Here is a 22,012-nt window from a genome sequence, read left to right as displayed (position 1 = left end):
AATATAATATTTTATTATAGTATTACAAGTTTCTCGTATTTTTCTGCTGAATCTCCAGTTGATGTAGAACGAACAGTGAGTTTATATACATATACTCCCTTTCCTATTTTATCTCCAAAATCATCTTTCCCATCCCATTTTAAATCTCTACATAAAAACCCATCAGTTATCACTTGTTGATTTATTGTTTTTATCAATTTCCCTGTTATAGTTAAAATCTGAACCTGAACATCTAATGGTTCAAAAGGTCTATTATGTGTAAACCAAAATTCTGTATAACTCACAAAAGGATTTGGATAATTCAAAACTCTTTCCAAAGCTATGTTCTCACTTCCACAAACTGCATTAAATTGTATTTCAGCGGTAACTAAATTATTATAAACATCCCAAGCTTTAAAAAGAATTGTATGTAATCCAGCAGAAAGATTTCTAAATTGATATTTTATTTTCCCTTTTGTAAAATCATCATTTTCAGTTTCATAATAATCATTTAATATATAAGGATTAGATTCATCACCATCAAGTATAGCAACAATATCATGACCTATGCCGCTGGCTGTATTAATACCATTTTCATCTTCTAAAAAAGCAAGTAAAATAGGTGAACAATTAGAAACTTCACCTGAAACAAAACTTTCATCATTTAAAAACAATCTAACAACAGGTGGTTTTGTATCTGTTGGTGCATTAACATTAACACCTCCAACAAGTATATCTTTATTATATCCTGTTTGATCTTCTAAAATAGGATTATTCCTTTTTGCATAAAAACTTATCTTTCCATTACCTACAGGAATTTTAATGTCTTGAGGCACAACAAAACTCAATTCGAACACTCCATTCACAACAGATGCATTTCCTCTAAAAATGGTTTCACCCAAAGTTGAGAAATTCATAGTTATCAATCCAGATGAATTTGTTGCTCCATTATTCCCAAGTGTTGTCCTATTAATATCCTTATCAAAAATTTGAACGGCTAAATCACCGTTATAATTCGTTATTATTGCATCATTTTCATTTAAAACCTGCCCCTTAATTTTCATCAAACTTAGCGCTTGAAAAGTTCCATTAAATTGACTTATCGGCACATCATTAATTTCAGTAAGCACAACTTTTGGCTTTGGTATAGCCAATTTTAAAGCGGGGTCACCAATATAAAAAACCACTCGTCTATTTGATGAAGTACCCGGTTCTAACTTTGATAGCCTTAAAGCTTCAGCAATACTAGGATATTGATTTGATCCAAAAGCATACAATCTTTCATTCAAATAATCATTCATTACAAGTCCTGTAGTTACACCAATTAATCGAGTAGTTGCAATTAAACTAACTGCACCTCCTTGAGAATTCCAATATAAATATTCACCACCTGAAAAACGATTAGGGTCATCAAAACGAGTAAAGTCACAGGTAATAGTAATAAATAATGGATACCTAAAAGGATTATATAGGTTTTGTGCATCGAGTTTTTCAAACAAACGTTCTCTAGCTAAAGATTCTTCATTTCCATGACCTAAATAATTAACCACTAACGAACCTAATTGTAAAGCATCTAAAAAATCATTCTTCGCTTCTGGATATCTTTCTCCACCAGCAGCAACTTGCTGAATATACGCATCTGTATGAATTTTTTTCACATTTACAAAAGGCTTGGCAGCTGATAAATCATCAGCTAAATTATCTAATGCAACCTGTAATTGCGCATCTCCTTCAGTATCCGCATCATCAGAATAGATAGTATAATTATTTCTCCAACGACCATAAGATTGTTCATCATGATAATCAATAACTTTATTAACCATTTCTCGAGCTTCCTGAACCGAAGAAACAATCATTCTTCCAACAGCTATATCAATACCATCAACACTACTCAACATATCTCCTTCATTATCATCCATTAAAGCAAAAAAATCATCAGATATGAATGAGGTAAACAATGACATATTTGAAGAATTATTTACTTCAGAACTATTGGGATTAAATCCATGAAATGTAGGAACAATATTACTATTATTTGTTACTCTATCTTTATAATCATATGAAGCATCTCCAAAAAGGTTAAGATATTTAAGTCTCTTTGATGCATCAGAAGCATTCCAATAAATATATTTTACAAAATTCCTTATAGCAGCAATATCTTGTTTTCCAGAGCTAAACTCTAAATAGATAGATTCTAAACTAACCACTCTTACTATCAAACCTGAATAATTTCTGTGAAAATTTGCTAATCTTTCTGCTTCATTTACTAAAAAACTAGGAGCTATAATTAGATAATCTATATCTTGAAAATTACCTTGACTATCATTAAAAATAGTTCCTTTTAAATTCTGATTTACAACAGTCGTAATCGACTCTTTAGAAGGCTCGTAAAGATCCGAATAATCTAAAGCAATATATTTTTTCTTGTAACCTAAATCGACTTTAAAAGAAAAGTTATTTTGATTAGGATTTATATAATTGGTTACATTATAAATATCAGTTACATCCCAAACCTCACCAATAGTTGTTGCATTTGAAATCACATATTCACCTACACCGATATTTGTTTCTTGCTGATTATTATAAAATTCAAATTGCTTTCCAAATGCTTGTAAATTTCTTTTTGCCTTTAGCATTATAAAATCCAAATAACCATTTGAAGAAGGAACACCTCCATTACTATAAGTTAAATCTATAGTAATAGATGAGTTTGCAGCAAATGAAGTATTAAGTACATTTTCAAACCCTTCAGCAGTACCTCCACTTTGAACAGGTGGAAAATTTACTGTCCCTATCGATTGATTATTTATTTTAGCTGCAAATGACGTACTACCAAAGGATTTTGAGGCAAGATTAATTTTAACAGTAATAGGATAAGATAAATTGATATTAGGAATAGAAAAATCAAAAGACTGATTATTACTAATATTGAATTGTTCACCAAACCACCTTCTTCCTACTTTAGCAACATTCACTAAATCTTTCTCATAAATAATCACATCATCGAAATCCGAAAAATGTAGAGATGGAGAATTTACTGGTTCCACAGCATTAGAAATCCTGTTTCCAAATCCTGTCCCAGAAGTTACATAATAATACGATTTATCAGAATACAAATTATTTTTAGTTAAACTTTCAGTATTCCATGTATCGACTCCTTCGGCATAAAAAAGAATATAATCAGCATCATTGAATACGCCATCTTCCTCTCCGATAAATTTAATCGCATTTTCAGCTATATCATCTGGGTAAGGAATATTATTTAACAAAGGCAACATTCTACCACCATTTCCGAAGATTTTTATGGTTCGCGGATCTACATTTATATTAAAACCTAAACTTTGCAAAAAAGATTTAGAAATTTTATAGACACCCGATTTTTCAACATAAAAACGATACCAATTTCCAGATGCAAAAGCAGAGTTTGTTATACTTTGTGTGCTATAAAAACGATTTGCCACTTTAAAATCATAACTATAGTTCAAAGAAGTAACCCTTTTATATCCACTATTTTGTTTAATAATAGGAGAAAAAGTAAATACAGAAACAATTTGCTCTCTTGCAAAATAGGATGCAATTTTACCATGAATTTCAGAAGGAATTTTTGTTAGATCTAAGCCGTACAAATCATTTTCACTTATCGCTTCATACATCACATTCGTAATTTTTAATGAATTTTCATTAATCAACTGTGAAATAAACTCTTCTTTTTGAAAATAAATAGCTTTCTCTTCAATATTGATTTTATGGTACAGACCTTCAAAACTAGGGAATTTAATTTTGGTATCATTATAGGAATAAACAACACCATCATCCCATTTCAAAGACAATAATTTAGTATTTTGTGCTATGGCAAAAGCACTTATAAAGAGAAAAAAATATATACTTTTCTTTTTCATTTAGTAGAATAACGTAATTAACAATTTAATATTACAAATAGAAATAAAAAAAATTAAATAAAGTAATAACACAATAAAAAATAAAATAATTCGTTGTATTTAAGTGTTTTTAACATAAAATTAATTTTTTTTTATATTTTTTTAAAATCATGTTGCAAATTAACACATAATTACTATCTTGCGACACTAAATTTATTACCTACTAGAGTATGAAAATTAAGCAAATTATGACTATGAAGGCGTTATTGATTTTATCAATAACAATTGGTTTGAGCAGCTGTAGCAAAAGTTCTAGCACAAAAGGTGCATCAAGGGCTACCGGATGGAAAATCAACGATAAAAACGGTGGATTTCAGCACAATTCTAAGTTTACAAAACAAGAAACACCTCCTGGAATGGTTCCTATTGAAGGTGGTACTTTTACAATGGGTAAAGTTCAAGACGACGTAATGCATGACTGGAACAACTCTCCTAGTCAGCAACATATTCAGTCTTTTTATATGGACGAAACTGAAGTAACTAATTTAATGTACACAGAGTATTTATTTTGGTTAAAAACCGTTTTTCCTCCTACAGAAGAAAATTATAAAAATATTTATACAGGTGCAATTCCTGACACATTAGTTTGGAGAAACCGTTTAGGATACAACGAAACAATGACTAACAACTATTTAAGACATCCAGCTTATGCTGAATATCCTGTTGTAGGAGTAAATTGGATTCAAGCTGTTGAATTTAGCAAATGGAGAACTGATCGTGTAAACGAAAACATGTTAGAGAAAAATGGCTATTTGAAAAAAGATTCGAAAGTAAAATTAGGATCTGATGTAACGGCAGAATCAACTTTTAGTACTGAAACTTATCTTGCTGCACCAACAAAGACATATGGTGGAAATGAAGATATTTTACTAAAAAGAGAAATGAACGGCGGCAGAAGAGAAGTTGCTGATACTGCTAAAAACGTTTATGCACAAATAAATTCTGGTTTAATTTTACCAGAATACAGATTACCAACTGAGGCAGAATGGGAATATGCTGCAAGTTCATTAGTAGGAATTAGAGAATTCAACATATATAAAGGTCAAAAGAAATATCCTTGGGATGGTCAATATACTAGATCTGGTAAAAGACAACAAAGAGGTGATCAATTAGCTAATTTCAAACAAGGCAGAGGTGACTATGGTGGTGTTGCTGGTTGGAGTGATGACGGTGCAGATATTACTAATAAAGTTAAAAGTTATCCAGCTAACGACTTCGGTTTATATGACATGGCAGGTAACGTAGCTGAATGGGTAGCTGATGTTTACAGACCTATGGTAGATGATGAAGCTAATGACTTTAACTACTACAGAGGTAATGTTTACATGAAAAACAAAATAGGTGAAGATGGTATTGTAGAAGTTGTTACTTCTGAAAATGTGAAATATGACACATTAAGCAATGGAAAAATATTGGCAAGAAACTTCCCTGGACAAATTGCTCAAGTACCTGTAGATGAAAATGAAACATATTTAAGACAAAATTTCTCTACATCTGACAACAGAGATTATAGAGATGGTGATAAACCTTCTACAAGATACTTTGACTTTGGTTCTGATGAAGAAGGTGAAACGGATGACACAAAAAGAATGTATGAATCGCCTAAACATTCAATTGCTGTTGATAGTGCAACTGGTCAATTAAATAAAAAATACGACAAGTCTGATAAAAGAACTACACTAGTAAACAATGAAGTAAGAGTTTACAAAGGAGGATCTTGGAGAGACAGAGCATATTGGTTAGATCCTGCTTCTAGAAGATATTTCCCTCAAGATATGGCTACAGATTATATCGGATTTAGAAATGCAATGTCAAAAGTAGGTCCAAAATCTAATAAAAAATCACCAAGAGGTAATCCAAAATTCTAAAAAAATAATTTTCATATTTAAAGCCCATTTTTTTTAAAAAATGGGCTTTTTTAGTATCTTCGTTTTATGATTATTGACAAAATATACCAGAAATATTTAAATTGTAACAAGGTTACAATAGACACCAGAAAAATCGAAAAAGACGATCTTTTTATAGCTTTGAAAGGCGAAAAATTTGATGCAAATATCTTTGCTGAAGAAGCCCTCAAAAAAGGCGCTAAATATGCCATAATAGACAATCCAAATTATCAAATTGAAGGAAAAACTATTTTAGTAGATAACACTTTAGAGACACTACAAAAATTAGCAAATTACCATAGAAGAAAACTTCAAACCAAAATAATTGCATTAACAGGAAGTAATGGCAAAACAACCACAAAAGAGCTCATCAACACCGTTTTATCAAAAAAATACCAAACCACAGCCACTTTAGGCAACCTAAACAATCATATAGGTGTTCCACTTACACTATTGTCATTTACAAATAAAACCGAAATAGGAATAGTAGAAATGGGCGCGAATCACAAAAAAGAAATAGCCTTTTTATGTGAAATAGCAGAACCAGATTTTGGATATATTACCAATTTTGGAAAAGCACACTTAGAAGGCTTTGGAGGTATTGAAGGAGTTATTGAAGGCAAAAGTGAATTATATCAATTTTTAGAAAAAAAAGGTAAAACCGTTTTTGTAAACTTAAACGATTCTTTACAGGAAGAAAAAACAAAAAATATAAACCGTTATACTTTCTCTACTAACAAAAAAAGCGATGTAGCTATAACAGATATTAAAGCTAATCCCATGGTTCAGATGAGCTATCAGGGCATGACCATTGTTTCCCATTTAATAGGTGTTTACAACGCAAATAATATCAGTGCTGCAATAACAATTGGTAATTATTTTTCTGTAGAAACCGAAAAAATAAAAAATGCAATCGAAGAATATATTCCTTCAAATAACAGATCTCAAATCATACAAAAGGGCAGTAACGAAATCATTTTAGATGCTTATAATGCTAATCCAAGCAGTATGAATGTGGCTATTGAAAATTTCAAACAGCTTAATCATAATAATAAGATAATTGTATTAGGGGATATGTTTGAACTAGGTAAAGAAAGCCAAATTGAACATGAAAAAATAATTTCATTATTTAAAAACAATGACAATATAGTTTGTTATTTTATCGGTAAAGATTTTTTTAACAATAAAATAAAACAAGACAATCTATATTTTTTTGACACATTTGAGAGTTTTTCAGATGGTTTCATTAAAAACCCACCTGTAGATGCACTTTTATTAATTAAAGGATCAAGAGGCATGGCATTGGAAAGAACATTAGAATTACTATAACTATTTTAATTTAGACGAGAATATTATTTGCCAGCTTTAGTGTTTTATTCTTATTATTTTTAAAAAATTCATAATATAAAAAACCAAGTACAATAACATACTCCAAGAAAATAAGTATCATATTTTCTTGAAAAGGAGTTTGACTATATGCAAAATAACTCAATATAATAGTAAAACTCCAAACAATAGCAAATCTATATTTAGTAAATAAAGAAAGTATTATTAAATTAATTACATACCAAGGATGAACTGTTGTTGATATTAAAAAATAGCAAGTTAAAGCAAACAAACTGTTGATAAAAAAAGAATACGAGTTTCTATTTTCTTTTACTAAAGCAAAAAACAATATCATTATAATGGTAAAAACAGGTGTTATCTTTCCAATAATACCTATCGTATTATATCCTTTAATCCAATATCCTATCTCCCTAAAAAAATAATAAAAACTAGCATTAAATTCAAAATTAACAAACCATAAAGCAATAGTTTCAGAATAATTTTGAATAAGGCTATTTGTTAAAAATGGCAAAAAGAACAAAATATTAAATAATATTACAATTAAACAAAAGAAAAAACTTTTTTTAAATCCTAATTTATGATAAACAAACGGCAATAACAACAGAGGTAATAGTTTAACAGATATTGACAGAGCAATACAAAAAGCAGCCAAAAGCCACCTATTTAAAAAAAAGTAATACAGCCCAAGAATTAAAAAAAACAACATTACTCCTTCAAAATGGGTGTTTCCCGCTAATTCAAGTATCACTAAAGGATTTAAAAAATATAGAAAAACTCTCTTAGTTTTTATAAAAAGCAATTGCAATAATTTTTTTCCAAAATAATAAATTCCAATGTCGGAAAAAAGAATAAATACTTTTAAAAAAAAAGCGGAAAAGAAGATGGATTTTGGAGAAAGAAAAGCTACAATTGAAAATAAGAATTGGTTTAGTGGTGGATAATTTGAAAAATGAGACGTACTTAAACTTCCCATCTTTTGATATAATTCTTGAGATTGAAAGATTGACACATTAGAAATTATATCATCGGGTCTGAACTCATAAGGACTAACACCTGAAAGCAAGATTCTTCCATCCCAAATAAAACGGTAAAAATCCTGAGACCAAAAAGGCAAACAAAAAAGGAGTATTATTCTAAAAGAAATTCCATAACCAAATAATTCCTTTTCAGATATATTTGAAGTATTATATAAATAGTAAAAAGAAATAAAAGCTATAGCATAGCATCCAATTAGTAGTGCAAAATTATCTCTGGGCACCAAATAACCTAAACATCCATAAGCTAAAAAGGACAAAACTACAGCAAACCAAACTGCATATCTCTTATCCGTTAGGCTCAAAATTAAGTGGATTTAAAAGATTTAACAAATACATAACTATAACCAATTAATAACATTAAATGAAATGGAAGCAAACCAAAATCATTTAAATGGTAGGCACTGTAAATCCCAAATAAAAAATACAACACTAAAACACCTTCCACAATAGTATTCTTAGAAACTTTGCGAGAAATATAAATATTTTCTTTCCACTTTTCTTTCAAAGCTTCAATATTAAATTTTGGTGTTCTTACAAATTCACTCTTCTTACCAAATAATCCTTCTAAAACCGCTATAGAATTTTGAAATGAAAACCCCATGGCAATGGTGTAAAATGTAAAGAACATACTAATGTACCTTAAAAAATTCGACACTCCACCTCCATTAATTTTTTTATAGGTAAACCAATAACAAATAAAAAAGATGATGGAAGTAATTACAAAAAAAGCAGCGACATTAAATAGCGTTTTTAATTGAGGAAATTCATTTTTTATATATAAAGCAGGTACACTTAAAACTGCCATTGCAAAAATGCACAAAAACATCGAACTGTTCAAAAGATGTAACAAACCATGAAATTTAGTCTTTGGTTTTACATGATGTGCTTCCAGTACTTTTTTTGACATCTTTTTAAAATTTTCCGCGCCACCTTTATTCCATCGAAACTGCTGTGAACGGGCGGCACTCAATACCGCAGGAAGTTCTGCGGGCGTTTCAATATCTTCCAAATAAACAAACTTCCATTTTTTTAATTGAGCACGATAACTTAAATCCAAATCTTCAGTTAAGGTATCACTCTCCCAATTTCCTGCATCTATAATACAGGTTTTTCTCCAAACTCCAGCTGTTCCATTGAAATTTATAAAGTGTCCTTTTGAATTACGTCCTACTTGTTCCAATGTAAAATGAGCATCAAGAGCAAAAGCTTGTATTTTAGTCAATATCGAAAAATCTCTATTTATATGTGCCCATCTAGTTTGAACAACACCTACATTATCATCTTTAAAATACGGTATGGTCTGTAATAACCAATCTTTCTTTGGTACAAAATCTGCATCGAAAATAACAATAAAATCGCCTTTTGCAATCTTTAACCCTTCTCTCAATGCTCCCGCTTTAAAACCCACTCTATCTGCCCTTCTAATATGTTGAATCTGTATTCCTTTTTGAGCAATTTTTGAAATAATATTTTGCGTTTCCAAAACAGAATCATCAATAGAATCGTCTAATACTTGTATCTCAAATTTGTCTTTTGGATAATCCAATTGCGAAACGGTGAGCAATAAGCGTTCTACAACATATTTCTCGTTAAAAATAGGAAGTTGAATGGTAACAAATGGAATTTCAGAAGGATTATTAAAATCGAATTTTTCTCTGTTAATACAGTTTTTCTTACTCTTTAAATAATTGAGTAATAAATTAAATTGGGCTAAACTATAGAAGAAAATCAAAACTATGGCCAAGCTGTAAAAAAACAAGATAATATAAGAAAGTAGTAAGTATGTCATTATTTTTTCAAACTATATTTTAGAATCCAACCTATAATTTTTATTCCAGCCATGATGGTTCCCTTTACGGTTCCAGAAACTTTTGAAACACCAATCCTGTTTTTATAACGAACTGGGATTTCAATATAAGCCATTTTTTGTTTTAGTACTTTTAGCTGCATTTCAACCGTCCAGCCATACGTCTTGTCCTTCATTTGCAAAGCTATCAATTTTTCATATTTAATAGCCCTAAAGGGACCCAAATCAGTAAACTTGGCTTTAAAAAAAAGCTTCATTAAAAAAGTAGCCAATGCATTACCAAAAATTTGTTGAGGGGTCATTGCTCCTTTTTCTCTTAATTGTTTCACTCTTGCGCCAATGACAAAATCAACATTCCTTTCAATAATAGGAGCTACAATTTGCACCATTTCTTCAGGATAATCAGAATAGTCTCCATCTAAAAAAACAATGACATTTGGCTTTTCAGCTTGCTTTTCAAGGTACTCCATCCCTTTTAAACAGGCATAACCATACCCTTTTCTAGGTTCAAAAAGGACAGTTGCACCCGCAGCTTTAGCTACAGTTGAAGTGTCGTCAGAAGAATTATTATCTACTACAATTATCTCAGAAACTAGATCAGGAATTTCATGAATAACATGTACAATTGCCTTTTCTTCATTGTAGGCAGGAATTATCACTTTAACTAAAGGTGCTATCATAAAAACAAAAACGGATTATCTTTCTTGAAAGCTTCAACACTTTCCCATTGGTTGGTTTTTTTATTCATCGTATATTCTTCGGCTCGTATTATTTTATTTTTATCATACACTATAGTTAATCCATTCAATTTATTATTTTCAAATTCACTTTTCTTAAGAATTTTCCCTTTACCATCATAAAATATCCACCATTTCACTCTTTGATTATTTAGATAATGACCTTCTTCTTTTTTAGTACCATTCGCATTATAAAAAAACCAATAATCCACTTTTAGATTTCCTTCTAACCAACCTTCTTCTTTTAAAAGACCATTATCATAATAATTTTTAACATATGATTTTTGACTGAAAACAAAAGACATAGATAAGAAAAAAAGAAATACTAATAGTTGTTTTTTCATAAGTTTATAATTTAAAGTTCGTACGATTTCTATTTTACTCACAAATTCATGAATTACATTCAAAAACTGAAGTATTTATACATATATACGTCAAAAAAGCACTCTTGGTTTTGAAAATTACTTTTGATTTACCAAATCCATTAAATCCAAATCATTACCTAATAAAATTTCATTTGGGTTAATTCTACCTTTCTCTGTACTATTCTCTAATTTCAAAACGCCACGTGGGCAAACAGCTGCACAAACACCACAACCTACACAAGAAGCTCTTACTATATTTTCTCCCTTCTGCGCATACGCCCTTACATCAATTCCTTGTTCACAATAGGTAGAACAGTTACCACATGAAATACATTGACCTCCATTTGTAGTAATTCTAAATCTTGATTTAAAACGTTGAATAATTCCCATGTAAGCCGCTAAGGGACACCCAAAACGACACCAAGAACGATTTCCTAAAATGGGATAAAAACCTGTACCAATTACACCCGCAAAAATAGATCCTATTAAAAAACCATATATTTCATTAATTTTATAAGCATTAATCCCAAATAAAGTACTATCACCAACATTGGAAGGATTGTAAACAATATTATAGGTATTGTAACCTACCACTAGTGTCATTATAACAGCAAAAACTAAAATGGGATAAATGGTCCATCGCTCAATTTTCCAAGCTATTAATCGTTTATCCGAAAGTTGTCTATAAGGATCTCCTAAAGTTTCTGCCAATCCACCACAGCCACAAACCCAAGAGCAATACCATCTTTTTCCATACAAATAAACCATGACTGGAACCACAATCAAACTTAAAACAACACCCCAAACCAACATAAATTTCCCTAAATGACCGGCTTCTAAATGTTGCTTCACGTTCCAATCGGTAACAAAATTATAATCTAAAGGCCATGCATTTTTCAAATCGACCCCTGGTAGATCAAATAATGGCAATATTTCAACTAATAGAAATGCAAAAATGATTTGGAAAAATAAAACACTAGCTGTTCGTACAATTTGATACGCATTATGTCTGTATTTGATAAACATTCGTACCCCCATAACAATCATTGAAACACAGTATAAAATTCCATAAAGAAACCATTGTGATGCACTAGCTCCTTTTATAAAAACACCTTTTAAAGGATCTACAATACGAGTCCAATTAACAATATAAAAGGGATAGAAATACAACAAAATATAAAAAGAAACTAAAAAAGCAAATACAAATAATGCAACCCATCCTCTGTTAGTGGCTTCTGAAAGATAAATCCCATTATTTTTTATTCCTGGAATAGGTTCTAAAAATAAACCCGTAAGAATAAACATTAAGGCACCAATTATTCCCAAACCGAACGTTAAAAACAAATACAAAGTGTTATTTTCTTGCAAAGGTCCTACAATCGAAGCTTTCACTAAGTCAAACTTGGTGTATTTATTTGGATAAATTAAATATTCTTGTGCATTATTTCTATTAATATCAGAAATTTTAGAAGTAAAATCATTTTTAAAATCGGCTGCCTTTTCATATTTTTTAGTACCAACATACATCCAATTTGTTGCTTCATCTACTAATTTCACTTTCGCAGCATCATTTGGAAATACATTTTGTAAAATTTCTTTAGAATAGACTACAGTATCATCTTGAATACTTTGTTTAAAAATCTGATTTATTTCCTCTTCAGACAATCCTTTTTCTTTTGCTATAGCAGTAGTAACTTGAGTATTATAGTTTTCTAATAATGATTCTATTTCGTTTGTAAAAACAAAAGCGTTGCCCATTTCCTTATTTAAAATTCCTTTTTCTTTAGCAACATCTTTTAAAGTGGTAGTTACATAGTCCGTTTTACTTGAAAAAACAGTCTCTATTGTTTTTTCTGTTAAAGCATATCCACCAATGAATAATGTCCCTATAAAAATAAGTACCGAAGCTATAAAGACAACTAATCCTAATAATCGTAGTGTTTTCAATATTTTCATGAGACGGCTTTTAAAGTGGATAATTCAGTTTTAAATTGAAGCGCGATATCTTTCTCGTAATGCTTATAAAATTCAGGATCAAAATTGGCTTGCTTTAAATTCTCAATTACATAAGTAACACTTTTTTGAGCGGTTAAAATGGCATCAAAAAATTCATGTCGCATTCGAATCCCAAATGTATTTATGCCTAAAAAAGCTTGTGTTTCTTTATGATACGCAATTCTTACGGCTTTTTTACCAGATGGGTGTTCCCAATATAAATGTTGTTCATATTCCTTTGGTTTAGCCCAAACCCAACCATACGTTTGATATTCAATATCCAAAAATTTAGCCGAGTTAAACCAATGTCCAGGATTATATGTCATTTTATTCCCACAAATAGTCTGTGCCAATACTTCTCCCATCATTCTTCCAGTATACCAAACCGCTTCCACTGGTCTTCTATAACCAATAGCTTCTCTTTGCTCAGCACAATCTCCAATAGCATAGACATTCGGGTAGTTTGTTTCCAAATAACGATTTACCAACACCCCTTTATTGGTTACTATACCTGAATCTTTTAGAAAATCAATATTAGGAGATACTCCAACGGTTAGGCCTACTATATTACAAGGTATTTCTTTCCCATCTTCTGTAATTACAGCTTTTGCTCTTCCCTTTTCATCAACAACAATTTCTTTTAAATTAGTAGCTAATCGCAAATCAATATGATGTTCATTAATATGCCTTCCTATTAATTTTGCTTCATCTTCTGGCAAAACACTACCCCAAAAATGAGATTCTCTAACTAAAAAAGTAACGGGTATTTTTCGAGAAACTAGCATTTCCGCTAATTCTATACCTATTAATCCTCCACCAACTATCACAGCTCCTGTTGCATCTTTAGATAAAGATTCTAATTTCTCTAAGTCTTGTTTGTGATACAATCCTAATACTCCTGTAGCATCTTGACCTGGCCAACCAAACTTGTTTGGTTTTGAACCCGTAGCAATGACTAAACGATCATATTTAAAATGGGTACCATCATCTAATCGCAAACTATTTTCTTCAGGCAGTACTTGGACTACTTTTTTAAACAATAGTTCAATCCTGTTCTTTTTCCAAAAATTAGCTTCATAAGGTTGCGTATGCTCAAATTTCATGTGTCCCATGTAAACATACATTAAAGCTGTTCTAGAGAAAAAATATTCTGATTCTTCAGAAATTATAGTAATCCTTTTGTCTGATTTTTTACGAATATGCCTTGCTAGCGTAACACCAGAAATTCCATTTCCAATTATGACGATGTGTTCCATATCAAAAATTTAACTGGGTAAAAATAGACTATTAAGATACTAATTAAAGTTAGAAATCTTACTTTTATTTAAAAAATAGCTCTTAAACCCATATTAAAAGATTGCCCAAGACCACTTTCGTACCCTCTAACGAATTTAGAATATAATAATTCAATATTTAGCACTTCAGATAACTGATATTTGGTTCCAGTACCCAAAGCGGTATAATTTTGAGAAAATTCGTTTCCTAAATCGATTAATTGGGCGTGTTGCACATAACTTAAAACGGTAAACTTAGAAGTAGGAAAATAGCTTAAGAAAACACCTGGAGCTACTTCTAAACTTGTGTTGGCAAAACCACCATTGGGATTAAAAGACCCATCATTATTTTTATTTTTTTTACCTAGAAATAAACGTGTGCCTAACTCTGAAAACAATTGAAACTTCTCCCCAGGAAAAGTATAATCATAAAAGAATCGATTTTGCCAAATAAAACTCTTTTGAGCTAAATAACCATTTTCGTTCGTTTCTTTATCAAACACAGGGATGTAAAAAGAACTTTGTATCGAAAATCTTGGCAAAATTTCAAAAGGAGCAATTTTAACTGAGGGTGCAATGTGACCAATACCTGTTCTAGATTTCCCTAACTCATTATTAAAATTAAAAACACTTGTTGTGCTTTGACCGCCAAATGAGTTAGAACGTAGTTCTATAATTACTCCTGCATTCCATTTTTTAGTTTCACTGATTCCAGTAAAAACTTCTAATGATGTTGTAAAGAAATTGGAACGAGGTACATCTATATTTTCTCCATTAGCATTCGTTCTGGTTTGCGTATACAAATTGTTAAACCATTTGAGGTCCCATTTGCCTTTTTCTAACAATTTTGAAGGTGTATAATTTTGAATATTGGACGTTCCTTCGAATAGTTCCTCTTTTTCTTGTGCAAATAAAAACAAGGTATTAAATACCAAAATAAAACCAAGTATAAAGACATTTTTCGTCATAATAAAATAATATTAGTTAATAATCTCTCCATGGGTAAGAGACAACAAATGAGTAGTAAAACAAAAGGGAAATAAATTCCCTTTCGTAAAAAAAAACTAAAATTTAGAGTTAGCTAATTACCTTGTTACAGAACCACTGGGAAACGAAATTAAACTTCTAACCATTGGTAAAGTAACACCTGTTTGAGCAGGATTAGCAATATTTCCAGATAAAGGTTTCAAAGTAAAAGGCATTGGTGAATTATCTGGTTCCGGTTCAATAGAAATTACGGTTGTAGCTCCACTTAAGTTACCTGGAAAAGTAAGCCCTGTTGGCGCATTCATCAAAAAATCTTCACCAGGAAATGGTGGAGCCATCATTGTTCCTGAATAAGGTGCTGCTTCATCAGAACCATTTGGGTTGGAAAACCTACCAGTACTGAGAGGCATTCCATTACTTACTACCCATCCTTCATATTTCCATCCCGCTCCTAATGTAGGTAAGTTTAATCCTGTCATTGCTGACCCACTAGAATCATCCAAAAACCAAATACCTGATTCTGGATTAGCATTCCCATTTGTAGGAGTTGCTAAAAAATACTTTCCAGAAGCCATACTAAAATCTCCAATAATACCTGTTGAGACTATTGCAGTATTGCCTAAAAAATCAGCCACTAAGTATTTGGAGTCTGATGGAGCTGAATTTGGATCAGTAGTGGGTTCAATAGTTAATACAAATTTTGTAGCCGTAGACAAATTAGTTGCATCTACATCAAAAGTTGTCTTTGAAAGCACTCCATTATCATCAACAGTAAAAACTCCGGTTGAGATGGGATTTCCATTCACTATTAACCAACCTTCATACTTGTAATTGGCTCCCAGATTTTCAAGTCCGTTTAAATTCAATTTTAATTCAGGTTGAGTTGTTACTGAATCATCGTTATTGCATGAGTTTATAAAAACACACATGGCAATAAAAGGTAAAAAAAGTTTTTTCATAGCATTTTTTAAAAGTTTATTGTCTGTTATTCATAAAAACAAATTTCTCATTAAATATTCATATATAATTTTCCTATTTTCCACTAATAGTTGTCAATTTTTCCTCAAAATTGAATTAAACCTATTTTTTTTTGATATTTGAAATAAAAAAAATGAAAAGAATTATCTATTTAACATTTGCACTATTTATTTCTATCTGCTATTCTCAAGAGTATATGATAGAGAAAATTAATTGGTCTGGTGTCAAGAAAATGAATAAAAAATTCATGATTCATTTCATACAAACTAAAGAAGGAAGTATTTTAGACAGTTTAAAATTAGAAAATGATATACAAGCACTTACTCGTTTAAACGGAGTTTCTAAAGCGTCCTATTCTATTCAAAAAAATGACATAAATAACACCTTATGCTCTATAGAATTTTCAATTATAGAAAATTTTAGTCTAATTCCAAATGCAAATCTTTGGACAACAGATGATACAGCAGCTGCATATCGATTAGGCATTTATGAATTTAACTTATTTGGAAAGAACATAAGCATTGGTAGTTTCTATCAATACAATGGAATCAATTCTTATGGATTTCATTTTTCAGCTCCTTATCTATTTAATGAAAATCTTGGTTTAGAAACCAGTTTGCAAAGCATTGGTAGTATAGAACCTATTTTTTTCAACAACACCTTTGCGAAATATGAATACACTAATAAAGCTTTTGAATTATTAGGCGTGTACAGAACTAATTTTAAAAACACGATTAAAGCAGGATTTTCTTTATTTAATGAAGAATACATCTACAAAAGTGGTACTACAGCTACTAGCATTCCTACAACGTTTACCATTGATAAAATACTATTTAAACTGAACAACAATTACAATAATTTAAAATATGAATTTTATTTAGTAGAAGGAATTCAAAACACAAGTAATTTTCAATTTGTAACACAAACCAATACCTTTCAAAATAAATTTTTTATTGGATGGAATGATTTTGTATATTTAAAACGGTTTGGGCATACAGGAAATTTTGGCACTCGCATACGTTTAGGTTTAGCTTCTAATGACGTTTCTCCCTTTGCTCCTTTTGCATTAGATAATAATATCAATCTAAGAGGTGTTGGAAACATTATTGATCGAGGAACAGGATCTTTTGTAATGAATACAGAATATCGAACCACAATTTTTGAAAAAAAATGGTTTGTATTACAGAGCAATGCATTCCTAGATTTAGGATCATGGAGAAAACCAGGAGGCAATTTAAATGATTTTGTGAAGACCGAGAATTTTCGTGTTTTTCCTGGCATTGGATTACGTGTAATACATAAAACTATTTTTAATGCCATATTTAGGTTAGATTATGGTTTTGGAATAGATGAAAATGGTGCTAAAGGTTTAGTTTTTGGAATTGGACAATATTTTTAGATGAAAAAATTATTTTATTTTATTTTCTTTCTTTTTTCCTTTTGTTCCTCTCAAGAACAAAAAATAAATGGAATAAGTTTTGTTGCTTCACAAAATCTTACTACTCAAAAAGAAGTAATTCCGTTAATGGAAACCCATGCCAATTGGGTTACTTTGATGCCTTTTGCCTTTATGAAAACTGTTAATGACACCGCTATTTTTTTTAATTCTAAGAGACAATGGATTGGGGAAAGAAAAGAAGGAATTGAAAATGCAACCACTCTTTTTCATACCAATAAAATCAAAGTAATGTTGAAGCCTCAAATTTGGATTCCAAATGGTTTTACTGGACATATAGAGATGAAAACGGAAGAAGATTGGCTAACTTTGGAGAATAATTATTCCAAATATATTCTATTTTATGCTACTATCGCACAACATCAAAATATTGAGTTATTTTGCATTGGTACTGAATTGAATCGTTTTGTTATCAAAAGACCTATGTTTTGGCAAAAATTAATTCAGGATATAAAAAAGATATATCACGGAGAATTAACTTACGCCGAAAATTGGGACACCTATCAATCTGTTCCTTTTTATAAAGACTTGGATTACATAGGTATTGATGCTTATTTCCCATTAACAAATACACAAACTCCTACAATTTCTGAGCTTGAAAAGAATTGGTTACAACATAAAAAAGGGATTGTAAGTTTATCTAAAACTATTCAAAAAAAAGTATTATTTACCGAATATGGTTACCAAAGCACTGATTACACAGCACATGAACCATGGAATTTCTCAAAAGAAAAGAAAGTGAATTTACTAGCCCAAACTAACGCATTAACCGCTTTATATAATGAATTTTGGGAAGAGGATTGGTTTGCCGGTGGGTTTTTATGGAAATGGTTTGAAAACAACAATGCTGTTGGAGGATTAACTGATAGTGATTATACTGTTCAAAACAAGCCCGCTCTTACTATTGTAAAAAATAGATATAAAAAAAATGTGACGAAATAAATCTCATCACATTCTCTTATAAACCAAAAAAACAAATCATTATTATTATTCTTTTAGAACGTTTTTAAAGTATTGATTTCCATTTAAATCAGTAACTTGTAATGAATACAAGCCTCCAAATAACTGCTCCATATTTATTTCTTCAAAATTTGTGGTTTTATGTAGCACTAATTGACCCAAACTATTATATATACTTACTTCCTTAATTTCTGTAGAATAATCTTTTATCTTTAAAACTGTATTTACAGGATTTGGATAAACATTAAAATCATTATTTTTAAATGTGGCAGCATCTAAAAAATTACAATTGGATGTAGAAAATGGGGTAAAACTTCCAAAATCCCAAAACTGATTAAATGCTTGACAATAAAAATAAACGGTATTAAAATTTGAAATAATAACATTCGAAGGAATTGTCTTAGCAAAAGTTCTATTACCTGTTACTGTTGAGCCTGTACTTGGCAACATACCCATTTCTATTTTTGGTCGAGACAGGAACATAGCTGTGTTTTTTAACTGACTGTTTGTTAATGAACCTCGATCCACTAAAAAAACTCTTACATCTGGACCAGCTGCGGTTGAAAAGTTAGCCCCTGTTGTTAATGTAATTGTATTATTTGTATTTAAAATAACCTCAACAGTACCTTGAACATTATACATAGGTGTTGAATTATTGTTGCCAAAACCAAATGCAAACTGATTACATTGTGCGCTACTTGTATGAACAACAAATAAAAATAAAGAGAAATAGATTACTTTTTTCATGTTTTTTTATTGTTTTTCGCTAAATTATGAATTAGTAAAAAAGGATTAGTAGACTTTTTTACACTAATACTTGTCAATTTTACATCATTAAAAATCCCTATAAGCAATCTTATAGGGATTTTTATAGAAGAGAATTTATTATTCTTATACTAATTCTTTTTCAATAGGAGTTGCTATAGGAAAATCGATAGCAAAACCAGTTAAATTATGAATGTAATTACTAATAATTTTATCTCCAATTACTAGGACTACATCAATCATATTTGCTTCGTTATAACCAGCCTGAAAAAAAGCTTCTTTTGCAACAACCGTTGCTTTTCCTTTATTTTCCACTACAGATGCAGCAAATTTCACTAAGGCATCTAATTTAGCATCAAAAGATGCTGTTCCTTTTCTTAATTCTATAATTTCTTCTTCAGAAAAACCATTCATTTTTCCAATTACACTATGTGCAGACTGACAATACAAACAATTGTTGATTTGACTAGTCACTAAATTAATTACTTCTCTTTCTTTTGCTTTTAAAGTGCTTTTTCTGTTTTGCAATGCTAAATAATCTCCTAAAGCGGTTTCATTCTTAGCAAAATATGCATATAAATTTGGAACAAACCCTAATCCCTTTTGTAAGTTATCAAAGATAGCTTGATTGTTTTCTGAAACTTCATTTCTTGTTGGTACTGTGAAATTTGACATAATTTAAAATTTTAATTAATTATTAATTGTTTAATTTGACAGTACAAAATTGCATCTAAAATGTCTCTTAAGGTTAGACCGTTTTTCCTTGATATTTATCAATTTTTCCCTTTACCTTCCTTTCTTAAATTCTGATGGAGAAATGCCTTCTATTTTTTTAAAAAAACGACTAAATGTTTGAATATCTTCATAACCAACTTCGTAAGCAATTTCTTTGATAGACTTATCTGTATAGCCTAATAATCGAACAGCTTCTAACATAATGCGATCTTGGATAATTTGTAAAGGTGTTTTCTTACCTATTTTCTTAAACACATTAGATAAAGTTTTTGGGCTTTTATGTAATAAAGTAGCATAATCAGCCACTTGATGTTTAGTTCTAAAATGAACTTCCACTAAATAATTATATTCTCTAACTAAATCAAATTGTTGTTTATCAAAATCGACTAATTCGGTTTGTTCTTTATAAATTCTAATACACAGAATAAGCATTCGTTTTAGCATCATTTGCAGCATTTCGCTTTTAAGTTCGTCTTTGGATTGCATTTCTATTACAAACATTTTCCAAAGGGTTTCAAATTTTTCAAATTCTAGAATAGGAATCTCAATTTTAGCCAAATGTGCTGCCCCAAAAAACAAAACTCCTTTACAACCTACTTCGCTATCATGATCTAAAATGCAATAAAAAGCCCTATTAAATCTAATTAATCTTACTTTTTGAACTTTAGTAATGACTACATTATGATATTCGGTTATAAAAATAATCTCGTTCTCTTTTAATATTGTAGTTATGCCGTCAACTTGAAGATACAATTCTTCTACTGCCCAAATAATACTGAGTCCTTCTTTAATCTTTTCATTTAATAAGTGACCATTATTTGGGGTAATTTCTTCTAATCGAATGAATTCGTTTAATTGACCAGTATAAATCATTGATTAAGTATTAAATAGTAAAAATAAATCTTTGTTTTATATTAAAAAACTAAGTTTTACACCATTGTCTTTATATCTCTGTAAGCTTTTGGAGAAATACCTATTTTGTTTTTAAAAAAACGACTAAAAGAAGGCATATCTTCAAAACCTAATTCAAAGGTGATTTCCTTAATTGGAATTTCTGTATTAAGTAACATTCTTTTTGCTTCGAGCAAAATTCTATCTTGTATAACTTGCAACGGTGTTCTTGTTGTATGAAATGAAAAAAAATTGGTTAATGACTTTGCTGGTTTATTCATTAAATCTGCATACTCTGCCACGGAGTGTTTTTTCTTGAAATAAACTTCAACCAAAAAATTAAAATCTCTTATTAATTCCAATTTTGTTTCATCTAAAGTAACCGATTTATTTTGACATCTATAAATTCTTGTAGCTAAAATTAAAAAACGTTTTAATAGCATTTGTAACATTTCTCCTTGCAACTCATCGCTTTTCAACATCTCTACAGTAAATACTTTCCACAAGTTTTCAATTTCCAACCTATTTTCTTGTTGTAGTGAAATTATTGGAACTTTTGAAGTATTAAAAAATAAAATTCCTTTACAGCCTATTTCACTATCGTGATTATCTAAGCAGTAGAAAGAACGGTTAAAACGAATTACATTAACTTCTTCTATTTTATTAAAATTAACTTTATTGAGTTCTGTTACAAAAAGAATTTCATTTTTCTTAAGAACATATTCGATGGTATCGATACAAATAGAAGTATCTTTATCTCTATTCCAAATAATAGATAAATAACTTTCTTTGTCTTCCTCAATGACAGAAATTGTTTTGGCGGTAATTGTTTCTAAAAGGAAAAATTCTCCGTTTTCACCTTTAAACTCCATTTT

At 30.2% G+C, this 22,012-nt stretch carries 17 protein-coding genes; 4 read left to right on the top strand and 13 right to left on the bottom strand.

All coding sequences use genetic code 11. The features are described 5' to 3' along the window. Positions 1–14: 14 nt before the first annotated feature. Positions 15–3,878, bottom strand: coding sequence for a type IX secretion system sortase PorU (porU, locus tag HALO113_RS00430; protein WP_159777138.1), 3,864 nt, complete (start codon positions 3,876–3,878; stop codon positions 15–17). 209 nt (positions 3,879–4,087) lie between these two features. Between porU and gldJ the strand changes: the two genes are divergently transcribed. Continuing rightward, a complete protein-coding gene (gene gldJ, locus HALO113_RS00425; RefSeq protein ID WP_159777137.1) occupies positions 4,088–5,785 on the top strand; it encodes a gliding motility lipoprotein GldJ in 1,698 nt (565 codons plus the stop codon). A 66-nt stretch (positions 5,786–5,851) separates the two neighbouring features. Then, positions 5,852–7,132 carry a UDP-N-acetylmuramoyl-tripeptide--D-alanyl-D-alanine ligase gene (gene murF, locus HALO113_RS00420; protein WP_159777136.1) on the top strand — a complete coding sequence of 427 codons (1,281 nt, stop codon included), beginning with the start codon at positions 5,852–5,854 and terminating at the stop codon, positions 7,130–7,132. Positions 7,133–7,142: 10 nt separating this feature from the next. On the opposite strand, the gene mptB is transcribed toward murF, so the two are convergent. From mptB to HALO113_RS00380, 8 genes are all read right to left on the bottom strand, one after another. Beyond that, positions 7,143–8,489, bottom strand: coding sequence for a polyprenol phosphomannose-dependent alpha 1,6 mannosyltransferase MptB (gene mptB / locus HALO113_RS00415; protein ID WP_236554555.1), 1,347 nt, complete (start codon positions 8,487–8,489; stop codon positions 7,143–7,145). 2 nt (positions 8,490–8,491) lie between these two features. Continuing rightward, the gene (locus HALO113_RS00410) at positions 8,492–9,976 is read right to left on the bottom strand and encodes a cellulose synthase family protein (protein ID WP_159777135.1); all 1,485 of its coding nucleotides are present in this window, start codon (positions 9,974–9,976) and stop codon (positions 8,492–8,494) included. Next, entirely contained in the window at positions 9,976–10,674 is a 699-nt protein-coding gene (locus HALO113_RS00405; RefSeq protein ID WP_159777134.1) for a glycosyltransferase family 2 protein, read from the bottom strand. The genes HALO113_RS00410 and HALO113_RS00405 overlap by 1 nt, the downstream gene beginning before the upstream one ends. After that, positions 10,671–11,075 carry a toxin-antitoxin system YwqK family antitoxin gene (locus tag HALO113_RS00400; protein WP_159777133.1) on the bottom strand — a complete coding sequence of 135 codons (405 nt, stop codon included), beginning with the start codon at positions 11,073–11,075 and terminating at the stop codon, positions 10,671–10,673. The genes HALO113_RS00405 and HALO113_RS00400 overlap by 4 nt, the downstream gene beginning before the upstream one ends. 117 nt (positions 11,076–11,192) lie before the next feature. Continuing rightward, the gene (locus tag HALO113_RS00395) at positions 11,193–13,052 is read right to left on the bottom strand and encodes a 4Fe-4S dicluster domain-containing protein (protein ID WP_236554554.1); all 1,860 of its coding nucleotides are present in this window, start codon (positions 13,050–13,052) and stop codon (positions 11,193–11,195) included. Further along, entirely contained in the window at positions 13,049–14,347 is a 1,299-nt protein-coding gene (locus tag HALO113_RS00390; RefSeq protein ID WP_159777132.1) for an NAD(P)/FAD-dependent oxidoreductase, read from the bottom strand. Before HALO113_RS00390 ends, HALO113_RS00395 begins: the two co-directional genes overlap by 4 nt. A 68-nt stretch (positions 14,348–14,415) precedes the next feature. Beyond that, positions 14,416–15,333, bottom strand: a complete 918-nt coding sequence (locus HALO113_RS00385) for a hypothetical protein (protein ID WP_159777131.1) — start codon at positions 15,331–15,333, stop codon at positions 14,416–14,418. Positions 15,334–15,450: 117 nt separating this feature from the next. After that, entirely contained in the window at positions 15,451–16,311 is an 861-nt protein-coding gene (locus HALO113_RS00380) for an anti-sigma factor (RefSeq protein WP_159777130.1), read from the bottom strand. Positions 16,312–16,463: 152 nt separating this feature from the next. Between HALO113_RS00380 and HALO113_RS00375 the strand changes: the two genes are divergently transcribed. Continuing rightward, complete coding sequence (locus tag HALO113_RS00375; RefSeq protein ID WP_159777129.1) at positions 16,464–17,729, top strand: POTRA domain-containing protein; 1,266 nt, start codon at positions 16,464–16,466, stop codon at positions 17,727–17,729. Then, the gene (locus HALO113_RS00370) at positions 17,730–18,728 is read left to right on the top strand and encodes a glycoside hydrolase (RefSeq protein WP_159777128.1); all 999 of its coding nucleotides are present in this window, start codon (positions 17,730–17,732) and stop codon (positions 18,726–18,728) included. 45 nt (positions 18,729–18,773) lie between these two features. Here HALO113_RS00370 and HALO113_RS00365 read toward each other — a convergent pair whose 3' ends face one another. The 4 genes from HALO113_RS00365 to HALO113_RS00350 form a co-directional block, all read right to left on the bottom strand. Next, complete coding sequence (locus HALO113_RS00365) at positions 18,774–19,493, bottom strand: DM13 domain-containing protein (protein WP_159777127.1); 720 nt, start codon at positions 19,491–19,493, stop codon at positions 18,774–18,776. Between the two features lie 144 nt (positions 19,494–19,637). Continuing rightward, complete coding sequence (locus HALO113_RS00360) at positions 19,638–20,186, bottom strand: carboxymuconolactone decarboxylase family protein (protein ID WP_159777126.1); 549 nt, start codon at positions 20,184–20,186, stop codon at positions 19,638–19,640. A gap of 111 nt (positions 20,187–20,297) precedes the next feature. Further along, on the bottom strand, positions 20,298–21,119 hold the full coding sequence (locus HALO113_RS00355; RefSeq protein ID WP_159777125.1) for an AraC family transcriptional regulator: 822 nt from the start codon (positions 21,117–21,119) through the stop codon (positions 20,298–20,300). Positions 21,120–21,175: 56 nt separating this feature from the next. Further along, complete coding sequence (locus tag HALO113_RS00350; RefSeq protein WP_159777124.1) at positions 21,176–22,009, bottom strand: AraC family transcriptional regulator; 834 nt, start codon at positions 22,007–22,009, stop codon at positions 21,176–21,178. Positions 22,010–22,012 lie beyond the last annotated feature (3 nt).

It is taken from the genome of Flavobacterium sp. 9AF (assembly GCF_902506265.1).
Classification (GTDB): Bacteria; Bacteroidota; Bacteroidia; order Flavobacteriales; family Flavobacteriaceae; genus Flavobacterium.
This window is presented reverse-complemented; position numbering and strand designations above follow the sequence as displayed.

What these genes read in the sequence shown, in the direction of transcription:
- murF (WP_159777136.1), top strand. Translation starts at nt 5,852, where the DNA reads ATGATTATTGACAAAATATACCAGAAATATTTAAATTGTAACAAGGTT.
- HALO113_RS00390 (WP_159777132.1), bottom strand. Translation starts at nt 14,347, where the DNA reads ATGGAACACATCGTCATAATTGGAAATGGAATTTCTGGTGTTACGCTA.
- HALO113_RS00400 (WP_159777133.1), bottom strand. Translation starts at nt 11,075, where the DNA reads ATGAAAAAACAACTATTAGTATTTCTTTTTTTCTTATCTATGTCTTTT.
- HALO113_RS00375 (WP_159777129.1), top strand. Translation starts at nt 16,464, where the DNA reads ATGAAAAGAATTATCTATTTAACATTTGCACTATTTATTTCTATCTGC.
- HALO113_RS00365 (WP_159777127.1), bottom strand. Translation starts at nt 19,493, where the DNA reads ATGAAAAAAGTAATCTATTTCTCTTTATTTTTATTTGTTGTTCATACA.
- HALO113_RS00370 (WP_159777128.1), top strand. Translation starts at nt 17,730, where the DNA reads ATGAAAAAATTATTTTATTTTATTTTCTTTCTTTTTTCCTTTTGTTCC.
- HALO113_RS00410 (WP_159777135.1), bottom strand. Translation starts at nt 9,976, where the DNA reads ATGACATACTTACTACTTTCTTATATTATCTTGTTTTTTTACAGCTTG.
- gldJ (WP_159777137.1), top strand. Translation starts at nt 4,088, where the DNA reads ATGAAAATTAAGCAAATTATGACTATGAAGGCGTTATTGATTTTATCA.
- HALO113_RS00360 (WP_159777126.1), bottom strand. Translation starts at nt 20,186, where the DNA reads ATGTCAAATTTCACAGTACCAACAAGAAATGAAGTTTCAGAAAACAAT.
- HALO113_RS00350 (WP_159777124.1), bottom strand. Translation starts at nt 22,009, where the DNA reads ATGGAGTTTAAAGGTGAAAACGGAGAATTTTTCCTTTTAGAAACAATT.
- porU (WP_159777138.1), bottom strand. Translation starts at nt 3,878, where the DNA reads ATGAAAAAGAAAAGTATATATTTTTTTCTCTTTATAAGTGCTTTTGCC.
- HALO113_RS00355 (WP_159777125.1), bottom strand. Translation starts at nt 21,119, where the DNA reads ATGATTTATACTGGTCAATTAAACGAATTCATTCGATTAGAAGAAATT.
- HALO113_RS00385 (WP_159777131.1), bottom strand. Translation starts at nt 15,333, where the DNA reads ATGACGAAAAATGTCTTTATACTTGGTTTTATTTTGGTATTTAATACC.
- HALO113_RS00380 (WP_159777130.1), bottom strand. Translation starts at nt 16,311, where the DNA reads ATGAAAAAACTTTTTTTACCTTTTATTGCCATGTGTGTTTTTATAAAC.
- HALO113_RS00405 (WP_159777134.1), bottom strand. Translation starts at nt 10,674, where the DNA reads ATGATAGCACCTTTAGTTAAAGTGATAATTCCTGCCTACAATGAAGAA.
- HALO113_RS00395 (WP_236554554.1), bottom strand. Translation starts at nt 13,052, where the DNA reads ATGAAAATATTGAAAACACTACGATTATTAGGATTAGTTGTCTTTATA.